This is a genomic window from Paenibacillus typhae, assembly GCF_900099765.1.
In the GTDB taxonomy this organism is placed as follows: Bacteria; Bacillota; Bacilli; order Paenibacillales; family Paenibacillaceae; genus Paenibacillus_AQ; species Paenibacillus_AQ typhae.
Window position 1 is genome coordinate 29,403 of the sequence record NZ_FNDX01000039.1, and the last position, 26,261, is coordinate 55,663.

The following is a 26,261-nucleotide window of genomic DNA, read 5'->3' on the forward strand; positions in this document are numbered from 1 at the left end:
GGGGCTGATGCAGGCTATAAGAGCCCATAGCATTCATCCAGCGATGCCACTGTATAATCCGGCTTCACCGTATGCTCCCAGCACGCTCCGGACCGGTTAATCCAGCATGAAGTAATCCCTGCCCTTGCTGCCCCCAAAACATCTGACGGTGTATCTCCGATATGAATAATCTGCTCTGGTGCTGCTCCGTAATGGGTAATGACCTCATGAAACATAAGATTGCGGCTGTCGTTTTTGTAGGATTTATACTTTTCAGAAGTAAATAGGGTGACAGGATAGTTCCGGTAGAATTCCGGAAGCATCAAGGTATCTGTATCACTGACAATGCAAACCTGAAATTCCCGGCATACCTTTTCCATAAACCGTTCCGTATCCTCATACAGTGCAGACAGCCGATGCTGTGCAAACAGGATATCTACAGCCTGCCTGTCATCGAAATCCACCCCATGCTCCCGGAAAACCTGCCGGAAGCCGCTGGAGTATATCTCTTTACTGGTCCAAAAGCTTCCCTTCTCCCTGACCTCTGCCGCCGTTTCATAATAGCTTCGCAGCAGCAGCCTGCCAAGCTCCAAAGCCCGTTCTTCACTGTAATCGTGATTCAGAATAGGTCTCCACACATGCTCTCTCCGGCCTTCAATATTAACCAGCGTCTGAAACATATCCAGGCTGACTACGCTATAACGGCTCATCCCTGCCAACCGCTATTAAACCTCGCTGCCACAAATACAGCCGGAGAGTTCCAGTAGATTGTAACCTCATTCGTTGAGTAGCTGAGGTCATGATCGGCAAAGCACTGCGCAGCAGGCTTGCCCTGAAGATGCTCCCTGACATATTCATCATGCAGACCGCGGTCCGGCCCGCCGGACACAAGCCCCGGAACCGGCTCCTCCACCCCGTCCCCCACAGACGGGCGGTGATGCGGATGGCGGACCGGATGGTCACCGTAGCCGGTCACGTAGCTGGTGTCCAGTACATTCCGGCCGAGCAGATAATGCAGATGATCCAGTGCACATTCCGCATAGGATGCCTCACCGCTGAAGCGCTCTGCTGCCAGCAGCAGCAGCGCATTATTCATCACCAGCATATTGCTGCCCCAGATGTAATCCTCTTCCCGCAAGGAGATGCGGTATCCGTCTTGCCTGCTGACCGCGGCCAGCCGGTCTGCCTCAGCCAGGAGACCTTCCTCAAGTGTCCGGTATATTTCTTCATCCGTCTGATCCTTGCCGGTAAGCAGATAAGCCAGTGTGCCGTAGCCGCCCATATCCGCCCAGCCCAGGGCGAATTTCGGAAAGGGCAGCCGGGCCAGCGCCTGAACAGCTTCGTGGTACATCTCTTGGCCCGTTGTCCGGTAGAGCTCAGCGGCGGCCCAGAAGCGCTCATCATGATCCTCTTCATCACCGTATTCACCGGTCGATATTCCCGGAGGATTGGTGAAGCCCGGTTCCTCCGGATGCTGCACCAGCCATTGCCAGGCAACCTCTGCCGCCGCCAGGCAGCGTGCCGCAAAGTCCTCATCCCAAGGCTTATAGATTCTTGCAGCCATTGCCATCACACCGGCGAAGTCTCCGGTGGCCGCCGCCGATACCGGCGAGAAAAACAGCTCATCCGTGTCATTCTCCGGCATCACGTCAAGCCCGGGAAAGCTTGCGGTGGTCAGCTTGTGATACACACCGCCGCCGGCCTCCTGCATTTTGAACAGCCAGTCCAGCTCGACCTTGCATTCCAGCAGCACATCCGGCGTTTTGCCGTCGGTTTCGGGCAGTGTGAAGCTATCCGTAAATGCTGCCGGATACCATTCATAAGCAAGCAGCAGGTCAGCAACAGCCTTGGCCCCCGGACCGGAATACTTGCCATAATCCCCGGCATCATGCCAGCCTCCGCTGCTGTCCAGCTTCAGGCCGGGCTGGCCGATTACAGACCCCTCAGCCAGATGGCAGGCTGCGTGCCCCCAAGGTCCGGCATACTCTCCGCCCAGCTCCACACCGCAGCGGTAGAAATAAAAGGCTTTCAACAATCCTTGCTGCAGCTCCTCATAAGGACGCTCTTCAATAATAAACTCAGCAGAAACGGTCCCGTCCTCTGCTTCAATGAGATAGCTGCCGGCATCCGTAACTGCAGAAAAATCTCCTGTATGCACACTGGCACCGCTGGTCTTGTCCCAGGCTGCTGCAGATGTCACTCCGCTGTACACGGCTGTACGGGTTTTGGCATCCAGCACCCGGAACTGATGCTCACCGCCCGTAAACAGGGCAGTCTTGCTCCCTTTTGCCGGATATCCAATCTGATTCACTGTAATGGCGCGGATAATGTGTTCACTCACCTGATACACGCTCCCTTTTTAGTTTCAGTGTCTGTTCCAGATACGCTGCTACACCCTCTTCATTGTTGGAGGCAATTACATCATGTGCAAGAGCCTTGAGCTCCGGCTGGGCATTCTGCACAGCTATTCCCCGGCCGGCCGCCGAGAACAGCCCAAAATCATTAAGATGATCACCGAATACAGTGATATTGCCTGTCTCAACGCCCACATGCCGTGCCCACAATTTCAGCCCTTCACTTTTGTTGCCCATGCGATGGCTGAATTCAAGAAAGTAATGATCCTCTATGTATATGTCCTTCATGAAATGGACCTGCAGCTGATTCCCGAACCGCTCCTGCACCGCCTGGCGGATTGGCTGAAGCTCCTCAAGCAAACCGATATAGCTGATAATCAGTGTCCTGAAGCCGTCAGGACATTCCAGCTTGTTTACTTCCCGGAACCGCTTGTCCCCGGGCCGGCTGTTAAAGAACTGTACCTCACCGCTTCTCGTCAGCGGTTCATGCAGCACCCGTTCACAGTCAGCTTCATCCAGTGAGAAATAAAACGGCGAAATGCCACCCAGCTCCCGTCCGAGAGCAATAATTTCACCGGAGATAACAGGGTCCAGCCAATATCCGTCGATCACCTTGCCGTTGATCCCGTCACAGATCAGCGCCCCGTTATACAGAATCAGCGGATATTTCCAGGGTATCTGCGACACCGCACGGGCTGCGCTGACATATCCTCTGGCCGTTGCATAACTGATTATAGCGCCCTGATCAAGCGCTTCGGTAAATACCTGCACTGTATAATCTGTAAGCTTCTGTTCCGAGGTGAGCAGTGTTCCGTCCAGATCCGTAATATAGGCCTCTGTTATCATACTTCCTCCTTAAAGTTTTGATAGCATCTGCTGCACTGGAATATCACCGCAAAACTACTCCGGAAGCATTCACTTCGTTTTGATAGCATCTGCTACACTGGAATATCACCGCAAAACTGCTTCGGAAGCATTCACTCAGTTTTGATAGCATCTGCTGCACTGGAATTTCACCGCAAAACTGCTTCGGAAGCATTCACTTCGTTTTGATAGCAGCTTCTGCATATACAAACATGCTATACGATGGGGCTGACTACCGCTGTGATTATTCGCCCAGCAGTTTCATAAAACCGGCCGGCAGGTTGAACTGCTGGTTATTAATCATAATCCGCTGGAACTCGATGGAATCATCCTCCGCCTGGGCATCCTTGATTTCCTGAATCTCGCGGTGCAGGCGTTCCATCTGCAGATCCAGCTCGTTTGCTTTTATGGCTGCATTTTTCAGCTCACGGGTCAGGTGTTCAGGAACAGACTGGCTATACTTGTAGAAAATTTTATGCTCGAGGCTGGCCCAGAAATCCATGGCAATCGTACGGATCTGAACCTCTACACATACCAGCTCTGTACAGTCTGACAGGAACACCGGCACTTCCACCAGCAGGTGAAGACTCTGGTAACCGTTCGGCTTGGGGTTCTTAATATAATCCTTGACCTGCAGCACTTTCAGATCATCCTGCTTCTGCAGCATCTCGCTGACCTGATAAATATCCGAAATAAATGAACACGTGATCCGGAGGCCCGCAATGTCCTTGATGCTTGATCTTACTGCATCCAGAGAGAACGGTTTGTTTTTGCGCAGCATTTTGTTCATGATGCTCTCCGGGGATTTGATGCGGGATTTGGTATGTTCGATCGGGCTATAGTCATGGAGCATCTGGAATTCCTGCTTCAGGATTTCTATCTTGGTCTCAATTTCCTCCAGGGCAAACTTGTAAATCATCATAAACCGGGTCAGCTCATACTTGATCTGCTTAAAATTCTCAATCTGGTTGCCAGCGTTCATCTTCATTTCTCCTCTTTCTGCTGCCAAGTAGGATTGGCAGTTTCTCTATTAATCATAGCCAGTCAGCCGGAGGAATTCAAATATGTCCTATATGTAAAAAAAGCCGCCCAAGTCCCGCACAGGGCCTAAAGGGTGACTTAATTTGAGTATAGCTGTATGGCGCACCGGGCTTATACCAGAACCTCATCAACAGTCAGGGTGCGTTCCCGGGACAAGTCCCTGTAGCCCTCATTCACTTTAATCAGCGGCTTAAAAATATCCAGGGCGTTGTTCATTATAATAGTCCCGGTCTCCCCGTCACTGAGCTGCACAGTCTTTCCTACAAAGCCCGGCAGGAGATGGCTGGTTAAAGCCTGGACCACGTTGCCGTTCAGTCTGCCGAAGCCCCATTCATGCACCTGGCGCAACACACTTACCAGTCCCTGCTTGGGCCGGCTCAGTCTGGAGGTGGTCAGCTTCATATAAATATCGGCGACTGTAACAATTTCCGTGTACGGATGCAGCTCGTTCTTTAGGTTACCTGCAGAAGGAGCGGGGTTGCTCTCATAGTCATGATGCTGCAGCGCAACCAGCGCTGTGGCTTCATCCTGCATCGAGCTGCGGATGATATCGTAGCCGTAGGCGGTATGGCGTTTCAGTTCTTCGATTTCCTCAGCCGTCAGCAGACCGGGATTGTTCAGGATGGACAAGGATACCTGGCTCTTGCCGATATCATGCAGATAGCCGGCACGGCTAATCCGGTAACACTCCTCTTTGGAGTGCCCCAGCCATTTGGCAATATAGTAAGACAGCAGGCCCACCTGAAGCGAGTGCTGGTATGTATCAATATCTTCGCGGTCAAGCAGGAGCAGCAGAGAGACTACATCCTTTTGCTTATCCAGAGTCTCCAGCAGCGGCTGCAGCGTAGAATCCACCAGAGCCGGGGTGAAGCATCCCTGGGATAACGCCTCCAGAAAAGTCGCCTCATAGTTCATAATGACCTGGTCGAATTCACTATGCAGCCCATGGCCAGGCTCCTCATCGCTTCCGTACAGTTCACGGACCTGAATCGACACGTAATCGACCCTGTGTCTGATCAGCAGGGAAATTTCTTCACGTGTGACGGCAGTCCCGCCCGGCAGTATATGCAAGCCTACACGATTGAAAGTGTCAGTCATGAGGCGGTCACCTGGTTTAAGATCTGTGACATGAACCTTCAAGTTGCAGCACTCCTTTAAAATTGCAAATAATTAAACCTTATCTTCTTTGATCATAGCCAAATGCCCTCCTGGTAACAATATGGTTAAAGTCACATTCATTTGTCCGGCCTAGTTCTAATGTAACCCTACTTTAGCCGCGCCTTAATCTGGAGTCGTTATAATGTTGTTAAGCGAATTTTCCTCTCATTACTTTCTTTATTGCAGTAATAAATAGTATAATCAATTCCAGTTCTTTCAGTTGAGGAGGGTCATTATGTTCGAGCATTTGGTTGTATTTAAGTTTGGCAGCAGCTTTAACCCCGAGCAGGGGCAGCAACTGGTACAGGCGCTTCTGGGTCTGAAGGATCAGATTCCGGGAATTACCGCTTTAACGGCAGGCGTGAATGTAACCGAGGAGACGGAGAATATCCATGGCTATACGCTGGGGCTCCGCGTGACCTTTACAGATCAGGAAGCCCTGCGTGCATACGGGCCGCATCCGGCCCACCAGCAATTTGTAGCCATGCTTGAGGGGATTGTTGAAAGTGTTGTTGTAGTGGATTATCCTGTACAAGCCTGATCCCGGGCAGACCGGCAGGCAGCGTCTCTAAAAGATATCGTTCACATCGGCAAGCACCTTGCCGACCAGCTGTTCCTTGGCTACAAACGGAGTCGGCCACAAATGAGCATCATAGCTGACGTTCCTGTTGTCGCCAAGGAAGAAATAATGCTCATCCGGCACAGTAACCGGCCCAAAGGTATAGGTCATGCTTTCCTTCAGATAAGGCTCATCGACCTTGCTCCCGTTACGGTATAGCACTCCCTCTTTGATTTCAATCGTATCTCCCGGCAGTCCGATCAGCCGTTTTACATAACGCTTCTCTTCCTCGCCCGGTACAGGCGGATAGAACACGACGATATCCCCATGCTCCAGCGTGGTTAGCCAGAGCAGCTTTTCCACAAACAGCCTGTCATTCACCTCAATTGTCGGGACCATTGAATCCGTCGGGACTCTCATCGCCTCAGCAACATACGACCGGATAAATAAGGACAGGATTACACCCAGCGCGATACTGGGCAGCCACTGCTTCAGAAATTTTTTCATACTGGCCCTCCGCTTGTCCGATTTAGGTATAAAGTTAAAATTAGAGTTCAAACTTAGCTAATATCCGTGACATTTCAGCCTCGACATCAACTGCAGTGCCCTTCTGGATATGTATGACGAGAAAGCCTCCAAAAATTTGTTCATAACGCCCGCCATTTTCCTTGACCGCCTGCTTCAGCGCTGAAATCTCTCTTGAAGCCGCCGCTTCCTTGCTGAGCAGCCAGGCATACCGGATATAAGCTGACTTTTGCACAGTCTCCACATAGTAGGAGATCCCCTGCTTCTCCTTGACCCGGATAATATCTCCGAGCGCAATGCCCGGGTTAAAAATCGGCGTCTCTTCAATCCTGTATTTATCATGCGCTACTGGAGTCACATCAAGCACTTCTATCTCACGCCCCGACTCGTCAAAACAGATATGCAGCCCTACTGTATCCGGCATCGTACACCTCAATTCTTAACAAAATCCGTGAACCTTCATTGTATTCAAACTTTCATAGTTTGGCAATGAGCGTGATCAACAGAACGCTGCCTGCGGGCTGCTTTCATAACACCTCCTTCCGGTTATGCTTATTATAAAGAAGCAAGGTTACATCCCGGGTATCCGCCCGTTTAATTCCGGGTTACTTTTAGGTAAAGCTTTGCCAATCGTTACACTTGTGCCGTTTTCATCAGAGGAAAAGCCGGCCACAAGCTTCATTTTTTCCAGCATAAAACGTACAGCAGATAAACCGATCCCTGCCCCGCGCTCATAAGATGAGTTCTCCATACCAGGTCCCTTGTCCGCAACAAGGATTATTTCTTTTTCTATATCCACTGCGATGTATACATATTTCCCGTCTGCCGCATGCCGAATAATATTCTGAAACAAATTATCCAGCACCCGGGTCAGCCATTTAGGGTCTGCTTCCCAATAAAAAGTCTTCTCAGCCGGTAAATCAGCATCAATCTGAATGTCCTGTTCTTCAAACACAGCGTACCAGGCAGCAACAGATGCTCTTACCAATCGTGTAATATCGGTTGAAGCAGGCTCAAAAGGATGTTTCCCTGAAGTAAGCAGGGTATAGGCAAACAAATCGTCCATCAGCTCTCCGGCTCTTGTAATCGTATGGTCCATCTCTGCTAACGAGCTTTGTCCTTCTGAACTGATTGATTCTCTATTTAATCTGGTAACATGTCCTCTCAATATGGTCAGGGGTGTCCGCAAATCATGTGATAAATTAGCAATAAGCCGGTGGCGTAACCATTCCTCCTCATGCTCCCTCGCGCGGCTGTCCTCCAGCTGCCGAATCATCCAGTTAAAAGAGCGGCCTAACTGATCTATTTCGTCCATACGGTCACTTTGAACCGGTACGGGCTGCGGGAACGAGCTGTGTTCAGCTGAGAATGCCATGGCTTCCTGCAAGCCGGTAAGACGTTTGCGGAGCTTCAGGAAAAACAGCCAGGAGATCAGAACAAACGCAACAATAATAAAACCAAACACAAACAGTACCGCGTAAAATTGATTTAGCGTATTCAGCGTTACTTCATTGACAGAAACCCCGACAAAGGCAGATAGAATAATAAGCACCATGGGAGGTAAAAAGATAAACATAAAATGGACCTTCAGATAACGGCGGAATAACGATCTGCCCTGTTTCATAGCTTCACCCGGTAGCCAATTCCCTTCAGCGTTTCAATAATCTCCGGTGAATCCGGATTACGTTCCAGCTTTTGACGCAGTCTGCGGATGTGTACCATCAGCGTTTTATCACCCGTTATATAAGCTTCTTCCCAAACGGCTTCATAGATTTGTTCTTTTGGCAACACTTGATTAGGGTGGCGTAAAAAATACATTAAAATCTGATGCTGCTTCCCGGTCAAAATAATCTCTTCACCGTTGCGTTTGTCAAAAATCAGCTGGAGCTGCGGATCAACTTCAATATGTTCACCTAATAAAATCCGTCCTGAATGCGGTCCGCCGCTGCGGCGCAATAATACTTCTAATCTTGCAACCAGTTCATCCGTATGGAACGGTTTCGTTAAATAGTCATCCGCAAATTGTAGACCCTCTACCTTATCGTCTATTGATGTCCGGGCAGTTAACAGCAGGACAGGAACGGCAGGAGCCGCCTTTTTCAAGCGTCTGCCCACAGTAAATCCGTCCAAACCGGGCAGCATAATGTCCAAAATAACAATTTCATGCTGCTTTACCTCTTGTTCAGCGCCTTCGCCGGAAAGCAGCCACTGGACTGAAAATCCCCGCTGCTCCAATTCTTCCTTTACCCAGCCGCCAATCTTCTCGTTATCTTCAATGTATAAAATATTTCTTTTCAAGTCATAACCTTCTCTCTATATGGGGAGATGTTCAACGCCTATTTCATCCCCGCCAGGGATTTGGCAATGAAGCGTTCGAGTATTTTCCAGGGAAGCAGGATTTTGCCGATAATCAGGCTGTGAATACCCTTGCCGACCGGATAGCGCAGCTTGGGAGAACGCTTCCGGACAAGCCTTCCTATCAGTTCTGCTACCTGTGCGGGATCCGGCGCAGTTTCTGCAGTTCTCCGGGAGTAGCTCAGCACCTGCTCCAGCTGCTTTTTGTAAGGAGAAGCATCACTGGTGCGGATGCTCTCCATCCCTTTGCCCCAGATCGGAGTGCGAAAGGAGCCGGGTTCGACCAGAATGACCCTGATTCCGAAAGGCAGCAGCTCCTGGCGCAGGCTTTCGCTGAAGCCCTCCACTGCAAACTTGGAAGCGGCATACGGCGCATAGCCGGGAAAGCCGAACAGGCCGCTCACACTGCTGATATTGATAATGCAGCCTTCACGCTGTCCGCGCATAACAGGCAAAACCGCCTTGGTAAGCTCCACCAGACCGAAAAAATTCGTATCCATCTGGCGCCGCCATTCCTCCATGCTTACCTCTTCCGTGAAGCCGCCAACAGCGAAGCCTGCATTATTCACCAGCACATCAATGGCTCCGAAACGCCCGGTAACCGTGGACACGGCTGCTTCAATGGAGTCTGAGCGCGTAACATCCATCGTCACCAGATGAATTCTCTTCGTTACACCGGCCGCATCCGCCTGGCGGAGCAGCTCGTCCTTGCGCTGCAGATCGCGCATACACGCAACCACCTGATACCCTAGGCCAGCCAGCCTGACTGCCGTCAGCAGTCCGAAGCCGCTGGAGGTTCCCGTAATCAGCGCGATCTGATCACGGGCTTCTTGCTGTATTTGATTCATATAGGCCTCCTGTGCAGTGACTGATCACTTCAATTCTATATTGTAAATTCTATATTCGTGCAATGGCGAACTGGCGTTCTTTTATTTCTTGACTTCCCAATAAATTCAAGCTATAGTGTGTATAAATTATACATGTTGAGCGGGCGAAGCACCTCGCAGGACAGGCATTTATGCCTTTCTTAGGGGTGCTTTTTGGCGTTCGCTGATAACATGCAGAAATGGAGATGATCTAAATGAACAGTCCTTCAATCACAAGCAGAATCCGCAGCCTCACCGTCCTGCTGCTCATTCTGGCGGTCTTGTCCGGGAATACTCCACGGGCTGCCGCAGCCTCAGACTGGGATGAGGCGCTTGACCAGATTAATGACCTGTACAGCAGCTACATCAGCCTGCAGGCATCTGTCAAGGCTGAGAGCAAGCGCAATCAGGAGCTGCGCAAGCAGAACACAGCCGATCTCGCTGCCGTTAATGCAAGGCTTCAGTCAACCGACAAGAGTCTGCTGAGCCGGCTCAAGTCAGAGGCTGATGCCGCCAGGAAGAAGCATGCTGTACTGCTGGAGCAGTATGCTTCCTTGGGTAAACAGGCTGCAGCAGCACGCAAAGCGGGCAATCTCAAGAGCGCTGCTGCATTCGATCTGAAGCGCAATAAATTGAAGGCTGCTGCGACTGCAGCTCGGGTTGAGATTAAGACGAAGAATACGGCACTCACCGAAGCTACAAGTGCCGCTGCTGCGAAGAACAAGCCGGCCAAGGATGCCTTATCGCCTGTATCCGGCATCAGAAAGCAAATCACTGCCGGGAACAAGCAGATCAGCGAAGCTCAGGCTCTCCGGTCAGAAGCAGACAAACAATATAAGGCTGCTGTAAAGGCCGGAGACGCCGTTACTGCTGCAGCCGGAATGAAGCATTCCTGTGCCCGGATGACGGAAATCCGTACTTATCTGCAGCAGGTCTATGTACTTGAGCAGAAGATTACTGCGGCCCTCCGGCTTGCCGAATCCAGGCTTCCGGAATGAAAATCTCTGCGGGTGAAGCCTGCGGGCTTTGTCAGATCAGCTGCACCATCCAGCTGATGAAATAGGCTGCCGGCTCAAATACAAGCTGGCCGAGCAATGTTCCGAGAACTCTGGAGAACATGAGCAGAACATAGATTTTACCGAGCTGGTCACGGTACTCCACGCTCTCTGTTGCCTTATGGGTGATAATCCCCAGCTGCGGATCAATAAAGATGGTCAGCAGAATCGTAGCCAGACCGTTGATCAGCCCTGAAGCGTTGGACGCGGTGGCAAGCAGCTGGGGAGACAGATGGCCCGCATACAGGGAAGATAATACACCGACAGTATAGAATCCCGTGACGAAAATGTTCATGATAATGAACCGCTTGGGGATGCCGAGATACCGGAAGCTGGGCAGCTGCAGGCCGGGGCGTTTAAAATACTTGCGGGTGTTCTTGAGCTGCTCCACCGTCACGCTGCTGAGCAGCTTGGGAATGGAGCCCTCTACCTCCAGCCTGGAAATCACCCTGCTGAACAGGCCGACAAAGGTCGGGAACAGCGCAATTGCAATCAGAGTACCCAGGGTGGAAGCGAGCATAATAATCCGCAGATAATTGCCGAGCGGAAAGCTAGGATCTTCATTGTTGGAGTAGTCCACAAATTTGGCCGTCAGCGGAGCCTGAATCATATTGGCTGTTCTTGAGATCAGCACGATAATACCGGTCAGGGATAAGGCAATCGCAATCTTGTTCAGCTTCACACCGGCAAAACGGACCGAATAGGATAACGTTTCTGCGGTATTGATGATCAGAGTCAGCAGGCATACGACGATTAAGCTGTTGGTCATGGTCATTAGGGAATCTCATCTCCATCAAGCTTATTTATCACGGGTGAAGCTCTGTTCAGGCAGAGACGGTCCAGTATACAGGCTCCGCAGATTCCTGCTGTATAGCGCAGCAGGTCGATCCAGAGGAACCCTCTGCCCAGAATCAGCCCGCCCGCCAGTGTAGCCCGTACTTCGTTAATCCATGCTGCCTGGTACAGCTGGCTGAACTCGATGCTGAAGCTGAACAGCATGCTCAGCCCCAGCGCAACTGCCACCGAACGCCGGCTGAGCAGCAGGCGGAATCCGAAATAGACCATTGCCGCCCATAAAGCGTCTCCCAGATGGACTGCGGCAAATTCAGGCAGATACTCAACAAGAATCTACTCGAATATTGCCGGCTGAGCTTCGCCTGACGGTCTCCGGAACAGCTCAGGCGGATAAGGAATGGCAATCTGCGGCAGCTCTTCTTCGCTGAAGAACCTGAGCTCCTCACACTCTCCGTCCATATTTCTTGGTGTACCCTTGACGATAGTACACTCGAATACAGTAACAGAGTATTCGACACGGTCACCATTACTGTACTCGTAGGCATATTTTGCCCCGCCGAATACGCCGCTGACTCTTAACGGGGTCACCATTAGCCCAGTCTCCTCGAACACCTCGCGGCGCACTGCCCTGGACGGAGTCTCCCCGGGCTCAACCGCACCGGCCGGCAGACCCCACAGCTGTTCTCCGCTTTTGCGGACAAAGAGAATCTCATGGGCGTCATTACGAATGACTGCAGCTACAGACGGCATCATGAGCAGGCTTGTACCTATCTGGCTGCGCAGCTCACGGTAATAATCAGATATCGGCATGATAACGCCCCTCTCTATTTTGTACTAATGTATGATAATAACGGTTCAGGAAGTACAGCACCCTCTATCTATATTAGACATCCCATACCCCGGTTCCTTGCAGGCATGCCAAATAAGGACCTTCCTTGGCCGTACGGTCAAAGAAAGATCCTTTATTTTAACATGTCCTTATGAGATTAGTTATTAGCCTTCACCATGCTCCAGTTCAGTCAGGCTGCGCCGGCGTATGCGGAAGGTCCAGAGCATATCGGCCAGGAACATCACAGCAACCAGCGGCAGAGCAGGTAACCACACAGGCTCCATTAAAGGGTACAGCAGCGCGATCAGCGGGTGAAGCGCATAGATGCATCCGGCGGACAGCACCCACCAGTACAGAGAGAATTTAAGGCAGATGTGACCGTGGAGCTGGCGGGGCATGTCCGAATAATCCCACCATTGCTTGCGGAAAAAGGTCTTGAGCAGCCAGCCGCTGGCGTATTCCACCAGTGACGGAATAATAAGCGCCAGCAGCAGGAACACGGGAAGCGGCAGCTCCAGCCTTTGAAACGACAGCAGCAGCAGTGGAGCAAAGCCGTACATCGGTTTAACCGGCCCCTTGAGAAACCCCTCTTTGCGGAAGCTTCCCCGGCTGTAGAGATTATATGTCCCTTCCAGGACCCAGCCCAAAAAGGAGTAGACTGCAAAGTAAAAGAAATACTGGCCTGCCGCCGCAAAAGCAGAATCGCTGCCAGGCGACAACAGCGGAAAAAGATTCACAGGCGCTGCCTCCCTCACTGTAAGATTAGTTTATACAGATGGTTCCGGGAGGTAGTATGCCAATGCTCTTTTCATCTTATACGGGAGACTTATATATTAGTGCTGACAAAAAAGATGCCCCCGCAGCCTTTTAATCACGGCTACATGGGACATCTCCTTGTCATCCTTAACTTTGTCTGAAAACTGGACACTGTAGGGTTCACTCCTTCTGCTGCTGTTCCTTTGCAAGCTGTACCGTTAAAGGACTGTCATGCTGTTTTCTCAGGGCCTCCAGCGAAACTTCACTGCGCACGCCAAAGTCCGAGCCGTACTTTTTCTCGAAATGGCCAGCGAGGGCCTCTCCCCGCTTTTGCCTGTACCTGCCGTTATCGTTACGACTACGCATTTCTTTACCTCCCTCAAGTTCAATTGCCTGAGTCCCGGGAAATCTGCGCTGCTGTCCTGAATGATGAAGACTAGTGGCTGTACTTGACCTGAGTATACAACAGGCACCAGGGAATACTCAATACACCATGTGCAGTATACACAGAAACAGGCTGCCCATATAGGACAGCCTGTCTTGAGTGTATATCTTTAGTTTTTGGGAAGCGGGTCCGGATGGGCGGATTCCGCTGGTTTGGCTACCCAGTCGTCAGCCTCCGGCTCAATGTCCACGCCGTTCTCCATCTTCTTGCGCTCTGCAAGTGAGTCACCGTCTTTATTTTCTTTATTGCGGAGATCCGCTTCGTTCTGAATGTGATCCGTCATGTGAATTCCTCCTCAGGCTTAACAGTTTTTTTGTTCACTTAGTTATAGTTACCCGTAAGACTGATTTGCAAACATTAATTCTGAGTAAGGAGGTTCACACACCGCTTCACTTTATTCGTAATAAACCCTGAACACAATATCCTGCTCGTAATTTCCGAACCCCCGTCCATACAGCGTCAGCCCGCCCCGCCTTCGGGTTGAGTCTTCTGCCGTCAGCCTGAACGTCCACTGGTCCTTTTGCCAGCACACCTCATCCAGGGTTACCGATGAAATCTGCTGCCCGTCTATATAGGTTCCTCTGCGGTTCACCCGCAGCACCTTCAGCAGCCCGTACTGGTTCACATCGGAATTCCACCAGGAAGGAGTAAGACGTCCACGCATCACCCCGAAGTCGCCGGGACTTGTCCATTTCCCCAGATCATGCCCGTTCAGTGCAAACAGAATCTCCGAAGGCCATTTCTCATTAACATTCGGCGCTTCTGAACCCAGCTCCAGAGATATTTCAATTTCCTGCACCTTCTGGTCCATAAACAGGTAATTAGGCACTTTATATTCGGCATAACCTTTAGCAAACCACAGAATGCCCGCATCGACCCGCTCGGGATCAAGAAAATAACGGGGATCATCATAGTATCCGATCAGCTTGTCGGTTGTGGCAATTCCGCAGGTCGGGGAGGCCTGTAAATCTGTATAGTGCCCCACCGGAACGGATACCTCAACTACTTTACGGGCAATCCCCTTCGCCCCCGACAATTTGATCTGCAGAAAATTAGCTGACAGGGAGCAGTATTTATAGGTTCCGCCGTCGATCCGTTTCATCTGCGAGCTGACAATTCCGGCCTTCTGCAGCTTGGTGACATGTGAGCTGACGATAGCGCTGCTGAGATACAGCCTCTCGGCCAGCTCTTTAATATGCATCTCTTCCGTACCCAGAAGATCAATAATCCGCAGCCTGACCTCACTGGCCAGCGCTTCATACACTTTTAGCGATTCTGAATCAGTAGTTAAGTACATCCTTATCCTCCACCCCTGTTGGATTAGTAATTATATTAATCCTAAAGATTTATATTGCCTATTTTAACGTATAATTCGTATTATGTAATCATATTAAGATTAATTAATTAACAAAATCATTAATCCATCTCAAAGGAGCTGCACTAATGACAATAAAATCGACAATGATCGTTGACAAGGATTTCAGACTGGGTGAGGTTGACCCGAGAGTTTACGGCTCCTTCATTGAACATCTTGGCCGGGCAGTGTACGGCGGTATTTATGAACCCGGACACCCGACTGCCGATGAGGACGGCTTCCGCGGAGACGCGCTGCAGGCTATCCGTTCGCTGAATGTTCCGATTATCCGCTATCCGGGCGGGAACTTTGTCTCCGGCTATAACTGGGAAGACGGTGTCGGACCCAAGGAAGAGCGTAAGCGCTCTCTTGAATTGGCCTGGTGGGTTACAGAAACCAATCAGGTCGGCACCAATGAATTCGCCAAGTGGGCGAAGCTGGTCGGCTCTGAGGTTATGATGGCGGTAAATCTGGGCACACGCGGCATTGACGCCGCCCGGAATCTGGTGGAGTACTGCAACCATCCGTCCGGATCTTACTATAGTGATCTGCGGATTTCCCACGGGGTTAAGGACCCCCATAACTTCAAAACATGGTGTCTTGGGAATGAGATGGACGGCCCGTGGCAGATTGGTGCGAAAACAGCGGTGGAATACGGCAGACTTGCCAATGAAACGGCCAAGGCTATGCGCTGGGTTGACCCTAACCTGGAGCTCGTTGCCTGCGGCAGCTCAGGCAGAAGCATGGCTACCTTTGCCGAATGGGAAGCTACTGTGCTTGATCTCAGCTATGATAATGTAGACTTCCTGTCGCTGCATACTTATTACAATAACAATGAAGGCGATACTCCGAATTTCCTGGCCAGCTCGCTGGATCTGGATCAGTTCATCGACAGTGTAGCTGCTGTGTGCGACTATATCAAGGCCAAAAAGAAAAGCAAGAAGAAAATTTACCTCTCGCTTGATGAATGGAATGTATGGAAGTCCCAGGGGTCCAGCCGGGCTGAAACGTACTGGCAGGTAGCTCCGCCGGAATTTGAGGATGTATACAATCTCGAGGATGCGCTTGTGGTGGGCTGCTGCCTGATCAGTCTCCTCAAGCATGCTGACCGGGTAAAAATGGCGTGTATCGCCCAGCTGATCAATGTCATCGCGCCGATCATGACTGAGAACGGCGGCCCGCTGTGGCTGCAGACTACATTCTACCCTTACATGCATGCTTCACAGTTCGGCCGGGGAACCGTCCTTCACCCGCTCATTACCAGCCCTAAATATGATTCCAAGGACTTCACTGATGTCCCTTACCTTGAAGCAGTCAGCGTATACAATGAAGAGCTGGGCGAAGTTACTGTGTTCGCTGTGAACAGACACCTGGCTGAAGGCATGGAATTCTCAGTTGATCTGCGCAGCTTCGGCGAAGCCTCTGTCATCCAGCACACGGTGCTTGAGCATGAGGATCTGTATGCTGCCAACACACGCCAAAATCCGGGCAACGTACTGCCGCATGACCGCGGAAATGCAGCTGCAGACAACGGGCGCGTCAGTGCGGTGCTGCCGAAGGCTTCCTGGAACGTAATCCGCCTGAAGGTTAAGGCTGAATAGCAGCCGGGTCAGCTAGTGATACATGATCCAGACGACGAGCGGCGAAACAATGGAGCCGACAATGGCACAGACCGTCATGGCAACAGAGCTCATAGAGACGGATTGCTCACCATATTCCAGCGCTTTGGCCGTGCCGAGCGCATGGGATGCGGTGCCCAGACCGATGCCGATGCCGGACTCGCTGCGGATTCTGAACAGCTTGATGATGTATGGCCCGCCAATTGCCCCGGTGAAGCCGGCAATCATCACGAATACAGAGGTCAGTGAAGAATCCCCGCCCAGGCTGCCGGAAATTTGAATCGCAACGGCCGTGGTAATGGATTTGGGCAGAATCGACAGCACATAAATTTTGGAGAAGCCCAGACCGGCTGCCAGCAGCAGGCCGCTCATCATGCCGACCAAGAGGCCGGTCACGGTTCCTCCCAGCACAGCCGGCAGATTCTCCCGCAGCACATGCCGCTGTTTATACAGCGGGTAAGCCAGTGAGACGACAGCAGGCCCGAGCAGCCGGTTGATCCATTCGCCGCCGATCATGTATGTATCATACGAAATATCAAACCCGAGCAGCAGGACCACCACCGTAAAGGTGGCCGTCAGCGCGGGTAAAAGGACAGGCAGACGGTACCGTTTGTACAGCATAGCCATGAACAGATAAATGGCAACATTAAACAGGATAAATCCTGCGGCAAGCAGCAGTCTCATGCGCCCTTCCTCTTTTCACTAAGAGTCTCGCCAGGAAGGCTTTGTCTCGCGGCACGGCTTGCGCTAAAGCCGGCGATCCACTCGCTGGTATGAGCAGTCACAACCATGGTGATCACACTGCTGACAACCAGAACCGCAATGAGCAGCAGGCCGCGGCCGCTGAAAATATCAAGATGGTTCATAATCCCGGCGGTTGCCGGAATGAAGAACATGGGCAGGTAGGCCAGGATAAACGACGAGCCGTTTTCAATCAGCTTAACAGGTACAATTTTTAATAATAAGAGTACAAAAAGCAACAACAGGCCGACTATGCTGCCGGGAACGGGCAGATGCATCAGCTTCTGCAGGACATCGCCTGCCAGATAGAACACATACAGTACTCCGACCTCGGCAATGATACGGATTATTTTCATGTTGCAGGAATCCCCTCAGTCTAAAATAAGTAATTCACCGGTAATCGTTACCTTCTTAGACTAGCGGCCTTTCAGCAAATTTTCAATTGTTTTTCGCACCTTCTCAATATTTTCACAAATAAGAAAAACCTCTCTGCAAGGCCGGCGCACGCAGCACCAGCTTCTGCAAAGAGGTTGTTTGTCTTGCTATAGTCTTAAACCCACTGAATGACCTGTTCAGCAGTCTGTCTTGTTTTGGCACGGGGTTCAGCTTTCCGGTATCCGAAGGCGACCATGCAGGCGAGGCCGAAATGCTCACGGTCCAGAATACCCTCCGCTTCCAGCGTCTGCTCAATCAGCTCCTTGTCGAAGCCTTCAATCGGGCAGGAATCGATGCCGATCATGGCCGCGGCGGTCATCATGTTCCCGAGCGCCAGATAGGTCTGTCGTGCCCCCCACTCAAATTTGGCCCGGTCGTTGCCCTTTAATCCGAAGTCCTCGTTCAGAAAGGTATCAAAAGCCTTGGCTTTGCCTGCAGCCACCTCCTGCGGCAGCTGCTGCACATCATGCATCATTCCGCCGATATAGGCCGAATCCGCTGCCAGATCCGCCGGCTGTCTTGACAGAATCAGCAGAAAATGACTGGCTGTAGGCAGCTGCTTCTGTGCCCCCCAGGCATTCACCCGCAGCTTCTCGCGCAGCTCGGGATTCTGGACAACGACAAATTTCCATGGCTCAAACCCGAAGGAGCTTGGCGAAAGACGTGCTGTTTCCAGGATGAACCCGAAATCCTCATCGCTGATTTTGCGGCTGCTGTCAAATTCCTTGGTGGCATGTCTGAAGGTGTAGGCTGCCAGAATATCCTCTTTTAACGCATTGTTCTTTTCCAAAGTTTCCATATTAGTTACACCCTTTCCAGTCCTTTTAAAATATTGTTTTGACGTTATCCTGTTCACATGCTTAATATTAAGATATATATAACGAAGTTTGAAGTACGCACATTTTTGTTATGTAGTATACAAAATGATACTGTGAGGTGAACTGGCATGCGTGACCGAAAAGGGGGCTTTGGCGAATGTCCCGATGGCGCTAAAGCCTGTCCCGTTGAATTTACCCTTGATGTAATCGGCGGAAAATGGAAGGGCGTTCTGCTGTACCATCTGATGGACGGTACTAAGCGTTTTAATGAGTTCCGGAGAATCTGCCCGGGCATTACCCAGCGTATGCTTACGCTGCAGCTGCGCGAGCTGGAGGAAGACGGTGTGGTCCACCGTGAGGTGTATCAGCAGGTTCCGCCAAAGGTTGAATACTCGCTGACCGAATTTGGCCGCACGCTGATTCCGATCATCCGCTTGATGAGGGATTGGGGTGTAACCTACCAGACCAAGCAGCTTTCCGGCGAAAAAGACGGCTCTAACCGGCAGAAAACTGGTGCAGAGGGGCAGGCTTAGCGCCGCGCCCCTTCTTTTTTGGGTTCATCATCAAAAAACAGCTCGGATTTCTCCCGGTGCTCCTCGGTCACCTGACCGGCGATCGCCCGGACACCGGCGGCAATGATTGCGGCATCATCGGTCAGGCCTAGCCCGATAAACGCATCCGGAATAGCATCTATAGGAGCGATAAAGTAAGCCAGTGCTCCGAATGCGATGCCCTTGGCCCAGAGCGGCGTTTTGGCATCAATGGCACAGTAATACATAGCAACCGCATCCTTTGTAAAGGGGATTTTACCGGCGAACTTTTTCATTTTGCGCCAAAAATCCTTTTTGACGATCTGCTCATTCTCCTTGCTGTACTTAAATTCCTCCGCCTTCAGCACTGCCGGCAGCTTATCATTTTCCAGTTCCATATCAATCCCTCCTACTATCAATTACCCTAATCAGTGCTATTTTGTCGCGGGTTAGAAGTTGCAAGTATATGAAAGCGTAATTATTATTAATAGATATACGCAATAATTATAATAAAAGGAGATGTTACCCATTCGCTTCGGAACTTTGGCCCATACGGCAGGTTGCCTGCCCCTAGACACACTGGTTTCCACTCTGCAGGCTCATGACATTGACTTCGTGCAGCTCGCCTTGACCAAAGCTATACAGGATATTGATCTTTCTCCGGGCAAATTCAGCCCCGCTCTGGCTAATTATATCGGTGAAAAATTCGACAAGGCGGGCATCCGCATCGGCGTGCTCGGCTGCTACATTGACCCGATTAACCCGGACCCGGCAATACGCAGGGCTGAGATTAACCGTTTCAAGGAGCATCTGCGCTTCGCCAAGCAGTTCGGGGCACCCATGGTAGCCACCGAAAGCGGAGGCTTAACTACCTATCAGCCTGCTGATCCGGAACGCTATCAGGAAATCGGCTGGGAGACCTTCAGGTCTACGCTGGAGGAACTGGCCGAAGAAGCGGAAAAGTGGGGTGTATTCGTCGGTATCGAAGGCGTCAGCACGCACACTCTTGCTTCCCCGCAGCACATGCGCCGCATCCTGGATGAGGTGCCTTCCAGCAACATCGGCGTCGTATTCGACCCCTGCAACCTTATTGGGCAGGATGTAAGCCGTCAGGATGAGATTGTGGACAGCTCCCTCGACCTGTTCGGTGACCGGATCATACTCGCCCACCTGAAGGACATTTATGCGGGCGGCGAGGGGTACCGCCATGGCGTTCCGGGCGGCGGGCTGTTCCACACGGCTGACTTCTTCAGGAAGCTTCAGGCACGCAAGCCGATGCTTGATGTGTCCCTGGAAGAGATCACACTGCCGGTATTTAACGAAACGGTTGCCCTGCTGCACAGCCTGCGCAGCTAGTGCTGTAAGCTTCAAGTGTAGTGCTTCCAGGCCAGCGGATGCTCCTCTTCATCCTGCAGCCATCTTGTGACGTACACAATCTGACCGGTGTGGTAGGCGTAATGCTCTGCCGCACCGGTCAGGATTTTCTGAATACTCCAGCGGAACCTCAGTAAGCCTTCCAAGCGCCGTCTCCACATATCCGAGAGATTGATCCAGCCTTCGCATGCACCCCGTTAGCACTTCATTCGCTTCTCTCAATTCTGACGCCTCCTGTCCTTCTGTTCCATTTAGACACATGACCAAATAACGTACTTTTCCCTGCCTGCTGAATAAAATGCTATAACATAGCATGAATGCCAATGCAGCGCCACACAAAGAAGGGAAGAGATCAGTGATGAGGTTCACATTCCCCATTCTTACCTTATGCCATGGCGGAGCGCAACGAATGCTGGTGGAACTCACCAATGGTCTGACTGCGCTGGGCCACCAGGTTGTTATTGTCATGCCTATCCACGGCGATGTTTCTTACGAGATTCATTCGGCCCTGCACCGCACCGATCATACTGTGCTCCGGGAATCCGACTTCCCCTTCAGCGATGTTATCGTATCCAACTTTTATACTACGGTGCCGGTCTCCGAGGCGGCAAGCCAGAGCGGCAAGGGGCTTCATGTCCGCCTGTCGTTATGCTATGAACCTCTGTTCCTGCCTGAGAATCATGTCTCATTTCCCAGTTATAATACCACGCCAAGGCTGATTGTGCTGTCGAAATGGCAGCGGGATATTATTGCCCTTAACCACGGGATAACAGCCAGCATGGTTCCGGTCGGCATCAGTACAATTTTCCGCAACCAGCATATCCGCCACAAGCTGCAGGAGCCCATGAATATTACAGCCATTCTCCGCAAGGTCGAAAACGGATTTTCGTGGCACCGTGAGCAGGATTATCTCATTCAGCAGTTAGATATCGTGAAACAGAATCTGCCGCAGGTTACGATCAATTTCATCAGCCCGCCGGATGAATTCTACACCTCGGAGTCCCTGCAACAGCTGAAAGCCAGCGGCAAATACCGCTTCTTCACCCCGCTGAACGATGAGGAGCTGAATTATCATTATAACGGGGCCGATATTTTTGTCAGCTCCAGCAGTTTTGACAGCGGCTCCCTGCCGGGGCTGGAAGCAATGCGCTGCGGTGCTGCGCTGGCAACCGTGTATTCGGGAGGAAATATGGAGTATGCCAGGCATGAACAAAACTGCCTGCTCTCTTTCCGCTATGAAAACCGGCTGGCCGGAGACGTAATCCGGCTGGTGCAGGATCATGTGCTCAGAGTCAGGCTGGCCTCCCAGGGTGAAGCAGACTCAAACAGCTGGACCTGGGCGAACAGCGTCCGGAAGCTGGAACAGGCCATTTTGAATTACATGGCATAATAAAAGGGCAGCAGCACATCGGAAACCGGCGGTGTGCTGCTGTCCTTTTGTTCGTAAACGGCAGGTTATTCTGGTAAGCCTGTTAATCGGTCTTACGGCGATGCAGGACCAGCTTCTGCTTCCGGGGATTGCAGCCGGATATAACGGTCCCCGAGGAGGTTCTGAAAATAATTGCGGTTATACAGCATGCTGGGATGTGTCGGATGGAACAACAGCGCTGTTTCATTATATTGATTGGCTTTTTCATGCTGTCCCAGCCGGTCATAGCACAAGGCCAGCTGAAGATAGGGCAGCCAGGTCGAATAGGCTTCATTCCTGATCGCCATGGATTCCCCGTTCCGTGGCAGCTTGACCGCCAGCTCATACCAGTAAGCCGCCGTTTGCAGCTGGCCCTTATCCAGATGCCAGGCACCAAGCCTGCAGCAGAACTCCGCACGCGGCTGGTCATACTGCAGCGTCCTGCAGAGCGCGGCGAAGACAGCTCCCTGCTCCCCTAACCGTTCCCGGCATTCTGCCAGCTTCAGGCAGGCCTGAATATTATCCTCTACCCAGCCTCTCCCCCCGTCCAGAAACTGCTCATAATATCCGGAGGCCTCTTCAAACCTCCCATGGTCACGCAGCTCATTAGCAAAATAGTACTGGTCGCGCGGGGTGAACTGTTCTCCGGCTGCCGCCCGTTTCTGGTAAATCTGCAGATTGCGGTCAGTGTATGCTTTGTCTTTTTCATGCGTAATACAGACATCACTGCTGAGCGAAGGCCCGTACACCTCCAGATACTCATGCACCGGCCCGATCCATTTGAAATTGCAGCTGCGGCGGACCAGACGGTTGCGGCGCAGCGAAGCGGTCACATTCCCGGCTGCATCAAAGCCCAGATTATATTGCATATTTACGCTGTCGATTCCCTCCGGCATATTGCTCTTCAGCCGTATAAACCGCTGCTGGTCCTCCTCTTTAAGATAATCGTCGGCGTCAAGCCAAAGGATGTATTCTTTGGTAGCTTTGCTGAAGGCAAAATTACGTGCAGCGGAGAAATCGTCAATCCAGGTAAAATCATAAAGGACCGCCCCGAAAGCCATAGCAGCAGACTTTGTACCGTCGGTAGAGCCTGTATCCACAATAATGATCTCGTCGGCAATCGCGGAGACTGTAGAAAGGCAGCGGGGCAGGCTGTTTTCTTCATTGCGGACAATCATACATAAGCTGATTTCTATCATCATGTCCTCCTGACCGGTTGTACTGTCAACCACATTGGTGCTCCTATATGGATATGCAGCCCTGCCGTTTTGCAACCCTGTTCCTACCTATGGTGCTGCCGGATTCCGCCGGTATCCTCTGCTGAACGGGCCGGACAATAAAGTTTCCTGCAAAAAAAAGCAACTTTTCCTGATGTGGGAGGGTCAATGTTATTGAGACTGGGGGGCAAGGCATGTCAATGGAGCGAAATAACGTCGCCACGATGAGCGCTGGCGCATTACAGACACTGATGGAAATCTACGGCGAGGATGTATGGAATTACGCCTTCTTCCTGTCGCGCAGCAGCAGTGCTGCCGACGATATCGCCCAGGAAACCTTCATCCGGGCTTATAAATATATGCACGCCTTCCGCGGGGAGGCATCCGTCAAAACATGGCTGCTGCGGATCACCCGCAACCGCTGGTATACCTACCACAGCAGCAGTTTTATGAAAAGGGTAACCCTGTTGGCAGCCCCGGACAGCACACGTACAGCACAATCGGCTGAAAATGCCTATATGGATGAATCACTCAGCAGTGAAGTCTGGCAGCTGGTATTACGGCTGCCTCGGAAATACCGGGAGATTCTGATGCTGCATGCTCACTATGAAATGACAATGGAAGAGCTGGCCCATACGCTGAATATCAGCCTGTCGGCTGCCAAATCGAGGCTGCACCGGGCACGGCAGAAGGCAAGCGAATACTGGGAAAAGGAGCTGAACGGGAATGGCTAGATTACCGCACGACTGGGAAAAGCGGCTGCAGGAATCGCCGTTTGCAGACAGGCATTTCACTGAGAAGCTTCAGCGGAACGTGAACAGACGGCTGAACCATCCGCCGCAGCGGAAGCTCCGCCGCTGGATATATGCTGCAGTCATTCTGCCTTTAGTGGCACTGGTGCTGGTGATCGGTTACAGCAGCGGCGGATTCAGCAGCCTCACCGGCCGGCCGGATCACGGTGCAGTTTCAAGCGGGGAAAACTCCCCGGATCCCGGAGCGGCCGGCACACAGTCGCCTGCACTGTCCTTCCCTTCCGCAGATCCTTCCGGCGATGAGGTGCAGCTGCCGCTTGTTGCTGTGCTTGCCGTTCCCAGTGTGGATGACGGATACCCGGCAGTCAGGAATCCGGTTCCGGCCTTGCCGGAAATGACTTTTCCGCTATCCGCCGAAATGGCAGACCAGCTGCAGGCAACACTGGTCTACGGAGCTGACGGCAAAAGCAGCTACCTGCTGCTCTCGCCTGCCGGCTGGGTGGCCTCTGCGGTGATTGGCGCGAACGGCTCCTATGGCTTAACCTTCACGGACCCGGCCGATCCTGCACAAACACTGGCCTATACGGATACCAACTGGAGCTGCCAGGGCTGTGCAATCAGCGATATCGGTCTGTATTTTCCGGAGAAAGCAGACTGGGCGGAGGATAGCGGCTTTCCTGTATACGTGCCGCTCCATTTCAAAAGCCGGGAGCTGCTCGGTACCGGAGGGGCTGCAGGACGTACGGTCCGCTATGCCCTGCAGCCGGACAAGGACGGCCTTTTGGCAGACGGGGCGGCTTATTACGAGGAGGGAAGCTGGGGTTATCTCATCCGCAGAATAGAGCTGCGCCATGCCTCCGGTATTCCGGAGAATGCAGCAATGGAGAGCATACTGGGCTTCTTCGCTGCCGTTCACGGGGCGCTGATTCTTCCTGAGTCAGGGCCGGAATCAGGGGAAGCAGATCCTGCTCCATATTCAACCAGTGACCTGTTATCCACTCTTGAGCAGCAGGGCTAAAATACAGGCGGCGCAGTACTGAAAATAGTGCGACGGTAGCGGTGTTTTTTGTTATAATATCGTAGTGCACGCAGAAACGCCTCTGCTCTCCATAAGAGTTGCAGCCGTTTCTGCGGGAAATATACAATGATTCCACCAGAATCAGTGCTTCAGAACTTTATATACAGAAGGAGACGTTCGCCTTGTCCAAAATCGTTAAAACTCTAACTATAGCCGGTAGTGACTCCAGCGGTGGCGCAGGCATCCAGGCTGACCTCAAAACCTTTGAGGAATATGGTACTTACGGCTTCAGCGCATTAACCACTATCGTTACAATGGACCCGGATAACGGATGGCACCACAACGTTTACCCGGTCGACGCTGCAATTGTAGCCGAGCAGCTCAAGACGGTCTTTGCCGGCGGTCCGGTCGATGCCATGAAGACAGGCATGCTGGGCAGTGTCGAAATCGTCCAAGTCGCTGAAAAAGCGATTAAAGACAGCCTGCAGACAAATGTAGTCATAGACCCTGTTATGGTCTGCAAAGGTGAAGATGAAGTATTGAATCCTGAAAGCGCCAATGCTATCCGAGATCTGCTGCTGCCGCTAGCAACAGTAGCTACGCCCAACCTGTTCGAAGCCGGTGTGCTGTCCGGACTGGGCAAGCTCACAACCCTTGAAGAGATGAAGGAAGCAGCACGCCTGATCCACAAGCTCGGAACCAAGAATGTCGTCGTAAAAGGCGGCAAGGCGCTCGGCGGCGATCTGGCGATCGATGTCTTCTTCGACGGCTCGGAATTTACCGTGCTGGAAACCGCGAAGATCGAACCGGCTTACAACCACGGCGCCGGCTGCACATTTGCTGCGGCGATTACAGGCGGGCTGGCCAACGGTCTGACGGTACATGAAGCTGTAGCCAAGGCTAAAGACTTCGTTTCTGCCGCAATCCGTAGCGGCTACGCTTTTAACCAGTATGTAGGACCTGTATTCCACGGCGGCTACCGTCTGGAGAAATAGGACAAGCCCTGACTGGAACAGCCATAGATTGTCTGCTAAAAAACCGTGTACCCCATAGTGGGTACTGGTATTATCCCCTTCAAGTAGACACTCGTAAAAAACCTCATGTGTTAACATGAGGAAATGAGTGAACTTGGAGGGGATTTTTGTATGGCCAAAAAGGGACAAGTATTTCAATCGTACACAGAGGAATTCAAGACAGAGGCTATTCAAGCCTATTTTACAGGAGGTGAGAGCTACAAGATTGTCTCCGACAGGTTGGGGATTGCGAACTGTACCCAGCTTAAAGTATGGGTAAAGAAATATCGGAATGGAGAGCCATTCGATACACGAAAAGGGGCAACCAGCCCTTTAAAAGGACGTCCACGTTCTACATTTTCCAGTATAGAAGAAGAACGAGATTACTTAAAGGCACAGGT

The 26,261-nt window shown here is 51.7% G+C and carries 33 protein-coding genes; 10 read left to right on the forward strand and 23 right to left on the reverse strand.

The window, feature by feature from the left end; genetic code table 11:
• Positions 1-14: 14 nt before the first annotated feature.
• The 5 genes from BLR64_RS23105 to BLR64_RS23125 all read right to left on the reverse strand — a co-directional run bounded on the left by BLR64_RS23105 (position 15) and on the right by BLR64_RS23125 (position 5,336).
• A complete protein-coding gene (locus tag BLR64_RS23105; protein WP_090718058.1) occupies positions 15-689 on the reverse strand; it encodes an HAD family hydrolase in 675 nt (224 codons plus the stop codon).
• A complete protein-coding gene (locus BLR64_RS23110) occupies positions 686-2,320 on the reverse strand; it encodes a glycoside hydrolase family 9 protein (protein ID WP_090718062.1) in 1,635 nt (544 codons plus the stop codon). The genes BLR64_RS23105 and BLR64_RS23110 overlap by 4 nt, the downstream gene beginning before the upstream one ends.
• Positions 2,313-3,179, reverse strand: coding sequence for an HAD hydrolase family protein (locus BLR64_RS23115; RefSeq protein WP_090718064.1), 867 nt, complete (start codon positions 3,177-3,179; stop codon positions 2,313-2,315). The genes BLR64_RS23110 and BLR64_RS23115 overlap by 8 nt, the downstream gene beginning before the upstream one ends.
• A 262-nt stretch (positions 3,180-3,441) precedes the next feature.
• A complete protein-coding gene (locus BLR64_RS23120; RefSeq protein WP_090718067.1) occupies positions 3,442-4,179 on the reverse strand; it encodes a GTP pyrophosphokinase in 738 nt (245 codons plus the stop codon).
• A gap of 170 nt (positions 4,180-4,349) precedes the next feature.
• Positions 4,350-5,336, reverse strand: coding sequence for an HD-GYP domain-containing protein (locus BLR64_RS23125; protein ID WP_244157827.1), 987 nt, complete (start codon positions 5,334-5,336; stop codon positions 4,350-4,352).
• A 295-nt stretch (positions 5,337-5,631) separates the two neighbouring features.
• Between BLR64_RS23125 and BLR64_RS23130 the strand changes: the two genes are divergently transcribed.
• Positions 5,632-5,937: a Dabb family protein gene (locus BLR64_RS23130; RefSeq protein ID WP_090718072.1), complete on the forward strand. Its 306-nt coding sequence runs from the start codon at positions 5,632-5,634 to the stop codon at positions 5,935-5,937.
• Between the two features lie 27 nt (positions 5,938-5,964).
• On the opposite strand, the gene lepB is transcribed toward BLR64_RS23130, so the two are convergent.
• The 5 genes from lepB to BLR64_RS23155 form a co-directional block, all read right to left on the reverse strand.
• Complete coding sequence (lepB, locus tag BLR64_RS23135; protein ID WP_090718075.1) at positions 5,965-6,462, reverse strand: signal peptidase I; 498 nt, start codon at positions 6,460-6,462, stop codon at positions 5,965-5,967.
• Positions 6,463-6,502: 40 nt separating this feature from the next.
• On the reverse strand, positions 6,503-6,904 hold the full coding sequence (locus BLR64_RS23140) for a DUF4265 domain-containing protein (protein ID WP_090718077.1): 402 nt from the start codon (positions 6,902-6,904) through the stop codon (positions 6,503-6,505).
• A gap of 147 nt (positions 6,905-7,051) precedes the next feature.
• Positions 7,052-8,056, reverse strand: a complete 1,005-nt coding sequence (locus BLR64_RS23145) for a sensor histidine kinase (RefSeq protein ID WP_244157828.1) — start codon at positions 8,054-8,056, stop codon at positions 7,052-7,054.
• A 44-nt stretch (positions 8,057-8,100) separates the two neighbouring features.
• Positions 8,101-8,778, reverse strand: coding sequence for a response regulator transcription factor (locus BLR64_RS23150; RefSeq protein ID WP_090718081.1), 678 nt, complete (start codon positions 8,776-8,778; stop codon positions 8,101-8,103).
• Positions 8,779-8,816: 38 nt separating this feature from the next.
• Positions 8,817-9,683: an SDR family oxidoreductase gene (locus tag BLR64_RS23155; RefSeq protein WP_090718084.1), complete on the reverse strand. Its 867-nt coding sequence runs from the start codon at positions 9,681-9,683 to the stop codon at positions 8,817-8,819.
• Positions 9,684-9,916: 233 nt separating this feature from the next.
• On the opposite strand from BLR64_RS23155, the gene BLR64_RS23160 reads away from it, so the two are divergent.
• Positions 9,917-10,699 (forward strand): hypothetical protein, encoded by a 783-nt coding sequence (locus tag BLR64_RS23160; protein WP_090718086.1) that lies wholly within the window; start codon positions 9,917-9,919, stop codon positions 10,697-10,699.
• 31 nt (positions 10,700-10,730) lie between these two features.
• Here BLR64_RS23160 and BLR64_RS23165 read toward each other — a convergent pair whose 3' ends face one another.
• From BLR64_RS23165 to BLR64_RS23190, 7 genes are all read right to left on the reverse strand, one after another.
• A complete protein-coding gene (locus tag BLR64_RS23165) occupies positions 10,731-11,525 on the reverse strand; it encodes a lipid II flippase Amj family protein (RefSeq protein ID WP_090718135.1) in 795 nt (264 codons plus the stop codon).
• Between the two features lie 5 nt (positions 11,526-11,530).
• The gene (locus BLR64_RS23170) at positions 11,531-11,884 is read right to left on the reverse strand and encodes a ribosomal maturation YjgA family protein (protein WP_244157833.1); all 354 of its coding nucleotides are present in this window, start codon (positions 11,882-11,884) and stop codon (positions 11,531-11,533) included.
• The gene (locus tag BLR64_RS23175) at positions 11,885-12,361 is read right to left on the reverse strand and encodes an NUDIX domain-containing protein (protein WP_090718092.1); all 477 of its coding nucleotides are present in this window, start codon (positions 12,359-12,361) and stop codon (positions 11,885-11,887) included.
• Positions 12,362-12,544: 183 nt separating this feature from the next.
• Entirely contained in the window at positions 12,545-13,117 is a 573-nt protein-coding gene (locus tag BLR64_RS23180) for a putative ABC transporter permease (protein WP_244157829.1), read from the reverse strand.
• A gap of 199 nt (positions 13,118-13,316) precedes the next feature.
• On the reverse strand, positions 13,317-13,502 hold the full coding sequence (locus tag BLR64_RS23185) for a hypothetical protein (protein ID WP_090718095.1): 186 nt from the start codon (positions 13,500-13,502) through the stop codon (positions 13,317-13,319).
• Positions 13,503-13,690: 188 nt separating this feature from the next.
• Positions 13,691-13,864, reverse strand: a complete 174-nt coding sequence (locus tag BLR64_RS30415) for a hypothetical protein (protein WP_167347609.1) — start codon at positions 13,862-13,864, stop codon at positions 13,691-13,693.
• 111 nt (positions 13,865-13,975) lie between these two features.
• Positions 13,976-14,878 carry an ArsR/SmtB family transcription factor gene (locus BLR64_RS23190; RefSeq protein WP_090718097.1) on the reverse strand — a complete coding sequence of 301 codons (903 nt, stop codon included), beginning with the start codon at positions 14,876-14,878 and terminating at the stop codon, positions 13,976-13,978.
• 146 nt (positions 14,879-15,024) lie between these two features.
• Between BLR64_RS23190 and arfA the strand changes: the two genes are divergently transcribed.
• Positions 15,025-16,536 (forward strand): arabinosylfuranosidase ArfA, encoded by a 1,512-nt coding sequence (gene arfA, locus BLR64_RS23195; RefSeq protein WP_090718100.1) that lies wholly within the window; start codon positions 15,025-15,027, stop codon positions 16,534-16,536.
• A 12-nt stretch (positions 16,537-16,548) separates the two neighbouring features.
• Here arfA and BLR64_RS23200 read toward each other — a convergent pair whose 3' ends face one another.
• The 3 genes from BLR64_RS23200 to BLR64_RS23210 form a co-directional block, all read right to left on the reverse strand.
• A complete protein-coding gene (locus BLR64_RS23200) occupies positions 16,549-17,238 on the reverse strand; it encodes an LrgB family protein (protein WP_090718103.1) in 690 nt (229 codons plus the stop codon).
• Positions 17,235-17,651, reverse strand: a complete 417-nt coding sequence (locus BLR64_RS23205; protein WP_244157830.1) for a CidA/LrgA family protein — start codon at positions 17,649-17,651, stop codon at positions 17,235-17,237. Before BLR64_RS23205 ends, BLR64_RS23200 begins: the two co-directional genes overlap by 4 nt.
• Before the next feature lie 194 nt (positions 17,652-17,845).
• Positions 17,846-18,529: an NAD(P)H-dependent oxidoreductase gene (locus BLR64_RS23210; protein WP_090718106.1), complete on the reverse strand. Its 684-nt coding sequence runs from the start codon at positions 18,527-18,529 to the stop codon at positions 17,846-17,848.
• Between the two features lie 147 nt (positions 18,530-18,676).
• Here BLR64_RS23210 and BLR64_RS23215 point away from each other — a divergent pair, with 147 nt between their 5' ends.
• Positions 18,677-19,081, forward strand: a complete 405-nt coding sequence (locus tag BLR64_RS23215) for a winged helix-turn-helix transcriptional regulator (RefSeq protein WP_090718108.1) — start codon at positions 18,677-18,679, stop codon at positions 19,079-19,081.
• On the opposite strand, the gene BLR64_RS23220 is transcribed toward BLR64_RS23215, so the two are convergent.
• On the reverse strand, positions 19,078-19,476 hold the full coding sequence (locus BLR64_RS23220) for a YkvA family protein (protein WP_090718110.1): 399 nt from the start codon (positions 19,474-19,476) through the stop codon (positions 19,078-19,080). The genes BLR64_RS23215 and BLR64_RS23220 overlap by 4 nt on opposite strands.
• A 121-nt stretch (positions 19,477-19,597) precedes the next feature.
• On the opposite strand from BLR64_RS23220, the gene BLR64_RS23225 reads away from it, so the two are divergent.
• Positions 19,598-20,434 carry a sugar phosphate isomerase/epimerase family protein gene (locus tag BLR64_RS23225; protein ID WP_090718112.1) on the forward strand — a complete coding sequence of 279 codons (837 nt, stop codon included), beginning with the start codon at positions 19,598-19,600 and terminating at the stop codon, positions 20,432-20,434.
• An 11-nt stretch (positions 20,435-20,445) separates the two neighbouring features.
• Here the strand turns inward: BLR64_RS23225 and BLR64_RS30100 are convergent, their stop codons facing one another.
• A complete protein-coding gene (locus tag BLR64_RS30100; protein WP_167360768.1) occupies positions 20,446-20,598 on the reverse strand; it encodes a DUF1572 family protein in 153 nt (50 codons plus the stop codon).
• Between the two features lie 263 nt (positions 20,599-20,861).
• Here BLR64_RS30100 and BLR64_RS23230 point away from each other — a divergent pair, with 263 nt between their 5' ends.
• Entirely contained in the window at positions 20,862-21,842 is a 981-nt protein-coding gene (locus tag BLR64_RS23230) for a glycosyltransferase (RefSeq protein ID WP_244157832.1), read from the forward strand.
• A 92-nt stretch (positions 21,843-21,934) separates the two neighbouring features.
• On the opposite strand, the gene BLR64_RS23235 is transcribed toward BLR64_RS23230, so the two are convergent.
• Positions 21,935-23,092, reverse strand: a complete 1,158-nt coding sequence (locus BLR64_RS23235; protein WP_341833399.1) for a tetratricopeptide repeat-containing glycosyltransferase family 2 protein — start codon at positions 23,090-23,092, stop codon at positions 21,935-21,937.
• A 179-nt stretch (positions 23,093-23,271) separates the two neighbouring features.
• On the opposite strand from BLR64_RS23235, the gene BLR64_RS23240 reads away from it, so the two are divergent.
• The 4 genes from BLR64_RS23240 to BLR64_RS23255 all read left to right on the forward strand — a co-directional run.
• Positions 23,272-23,811 carry an RNA polymerase sigma factor gene (locus BLR64_RS23240; protein WP_090718117.1) on the forward strand — a complete coding sequence of 180 codons (540 nt, stop codon included), beginning with the start codon at positions 23,272-23,274 and terminating at the stop codon, positions 23,809-23,811.
• Positions 23,804-24,847: a DUF4850 domain-containing protein gene (locus tag BLR64_RS23245; RefSeq protein ID WP_090718119.1), complete on the forward strand. Its 1,044-nt coding sequence runs from the start codon at positions 23,804-23,806 to the stop codon at positions 24,845-24,847. Before BLR64_RS23240 ends, BLR64_RS23245 begins: the two co-directional genes overlap by 8 nt.
• A gap of 182 nt (positions 24,848-25,029) precedes the next feature.
• Positions 25,030-25,842, forward strand: coding sequence for a bifunctional hydroxymethylpyrimidine kinase/phosphomethylpyrimidine kinase (gene thiD, locus BLR64_RS23250; RefSeq protein WP_090718122.1), 813 nt, complete (start codon positions 25,030-25,032; stop codon positions 25,840-25,842).
• Positions 25,843-25,992: 150 nt separating this feature from the next.
• Positions 25,993-26,261 (forward strand): transposase (locus tag BLR64_RS23255; RefSeq protein ID WP_090718123.1); only part of this gene is annotated, 269 nt, incomplete at its 3' end.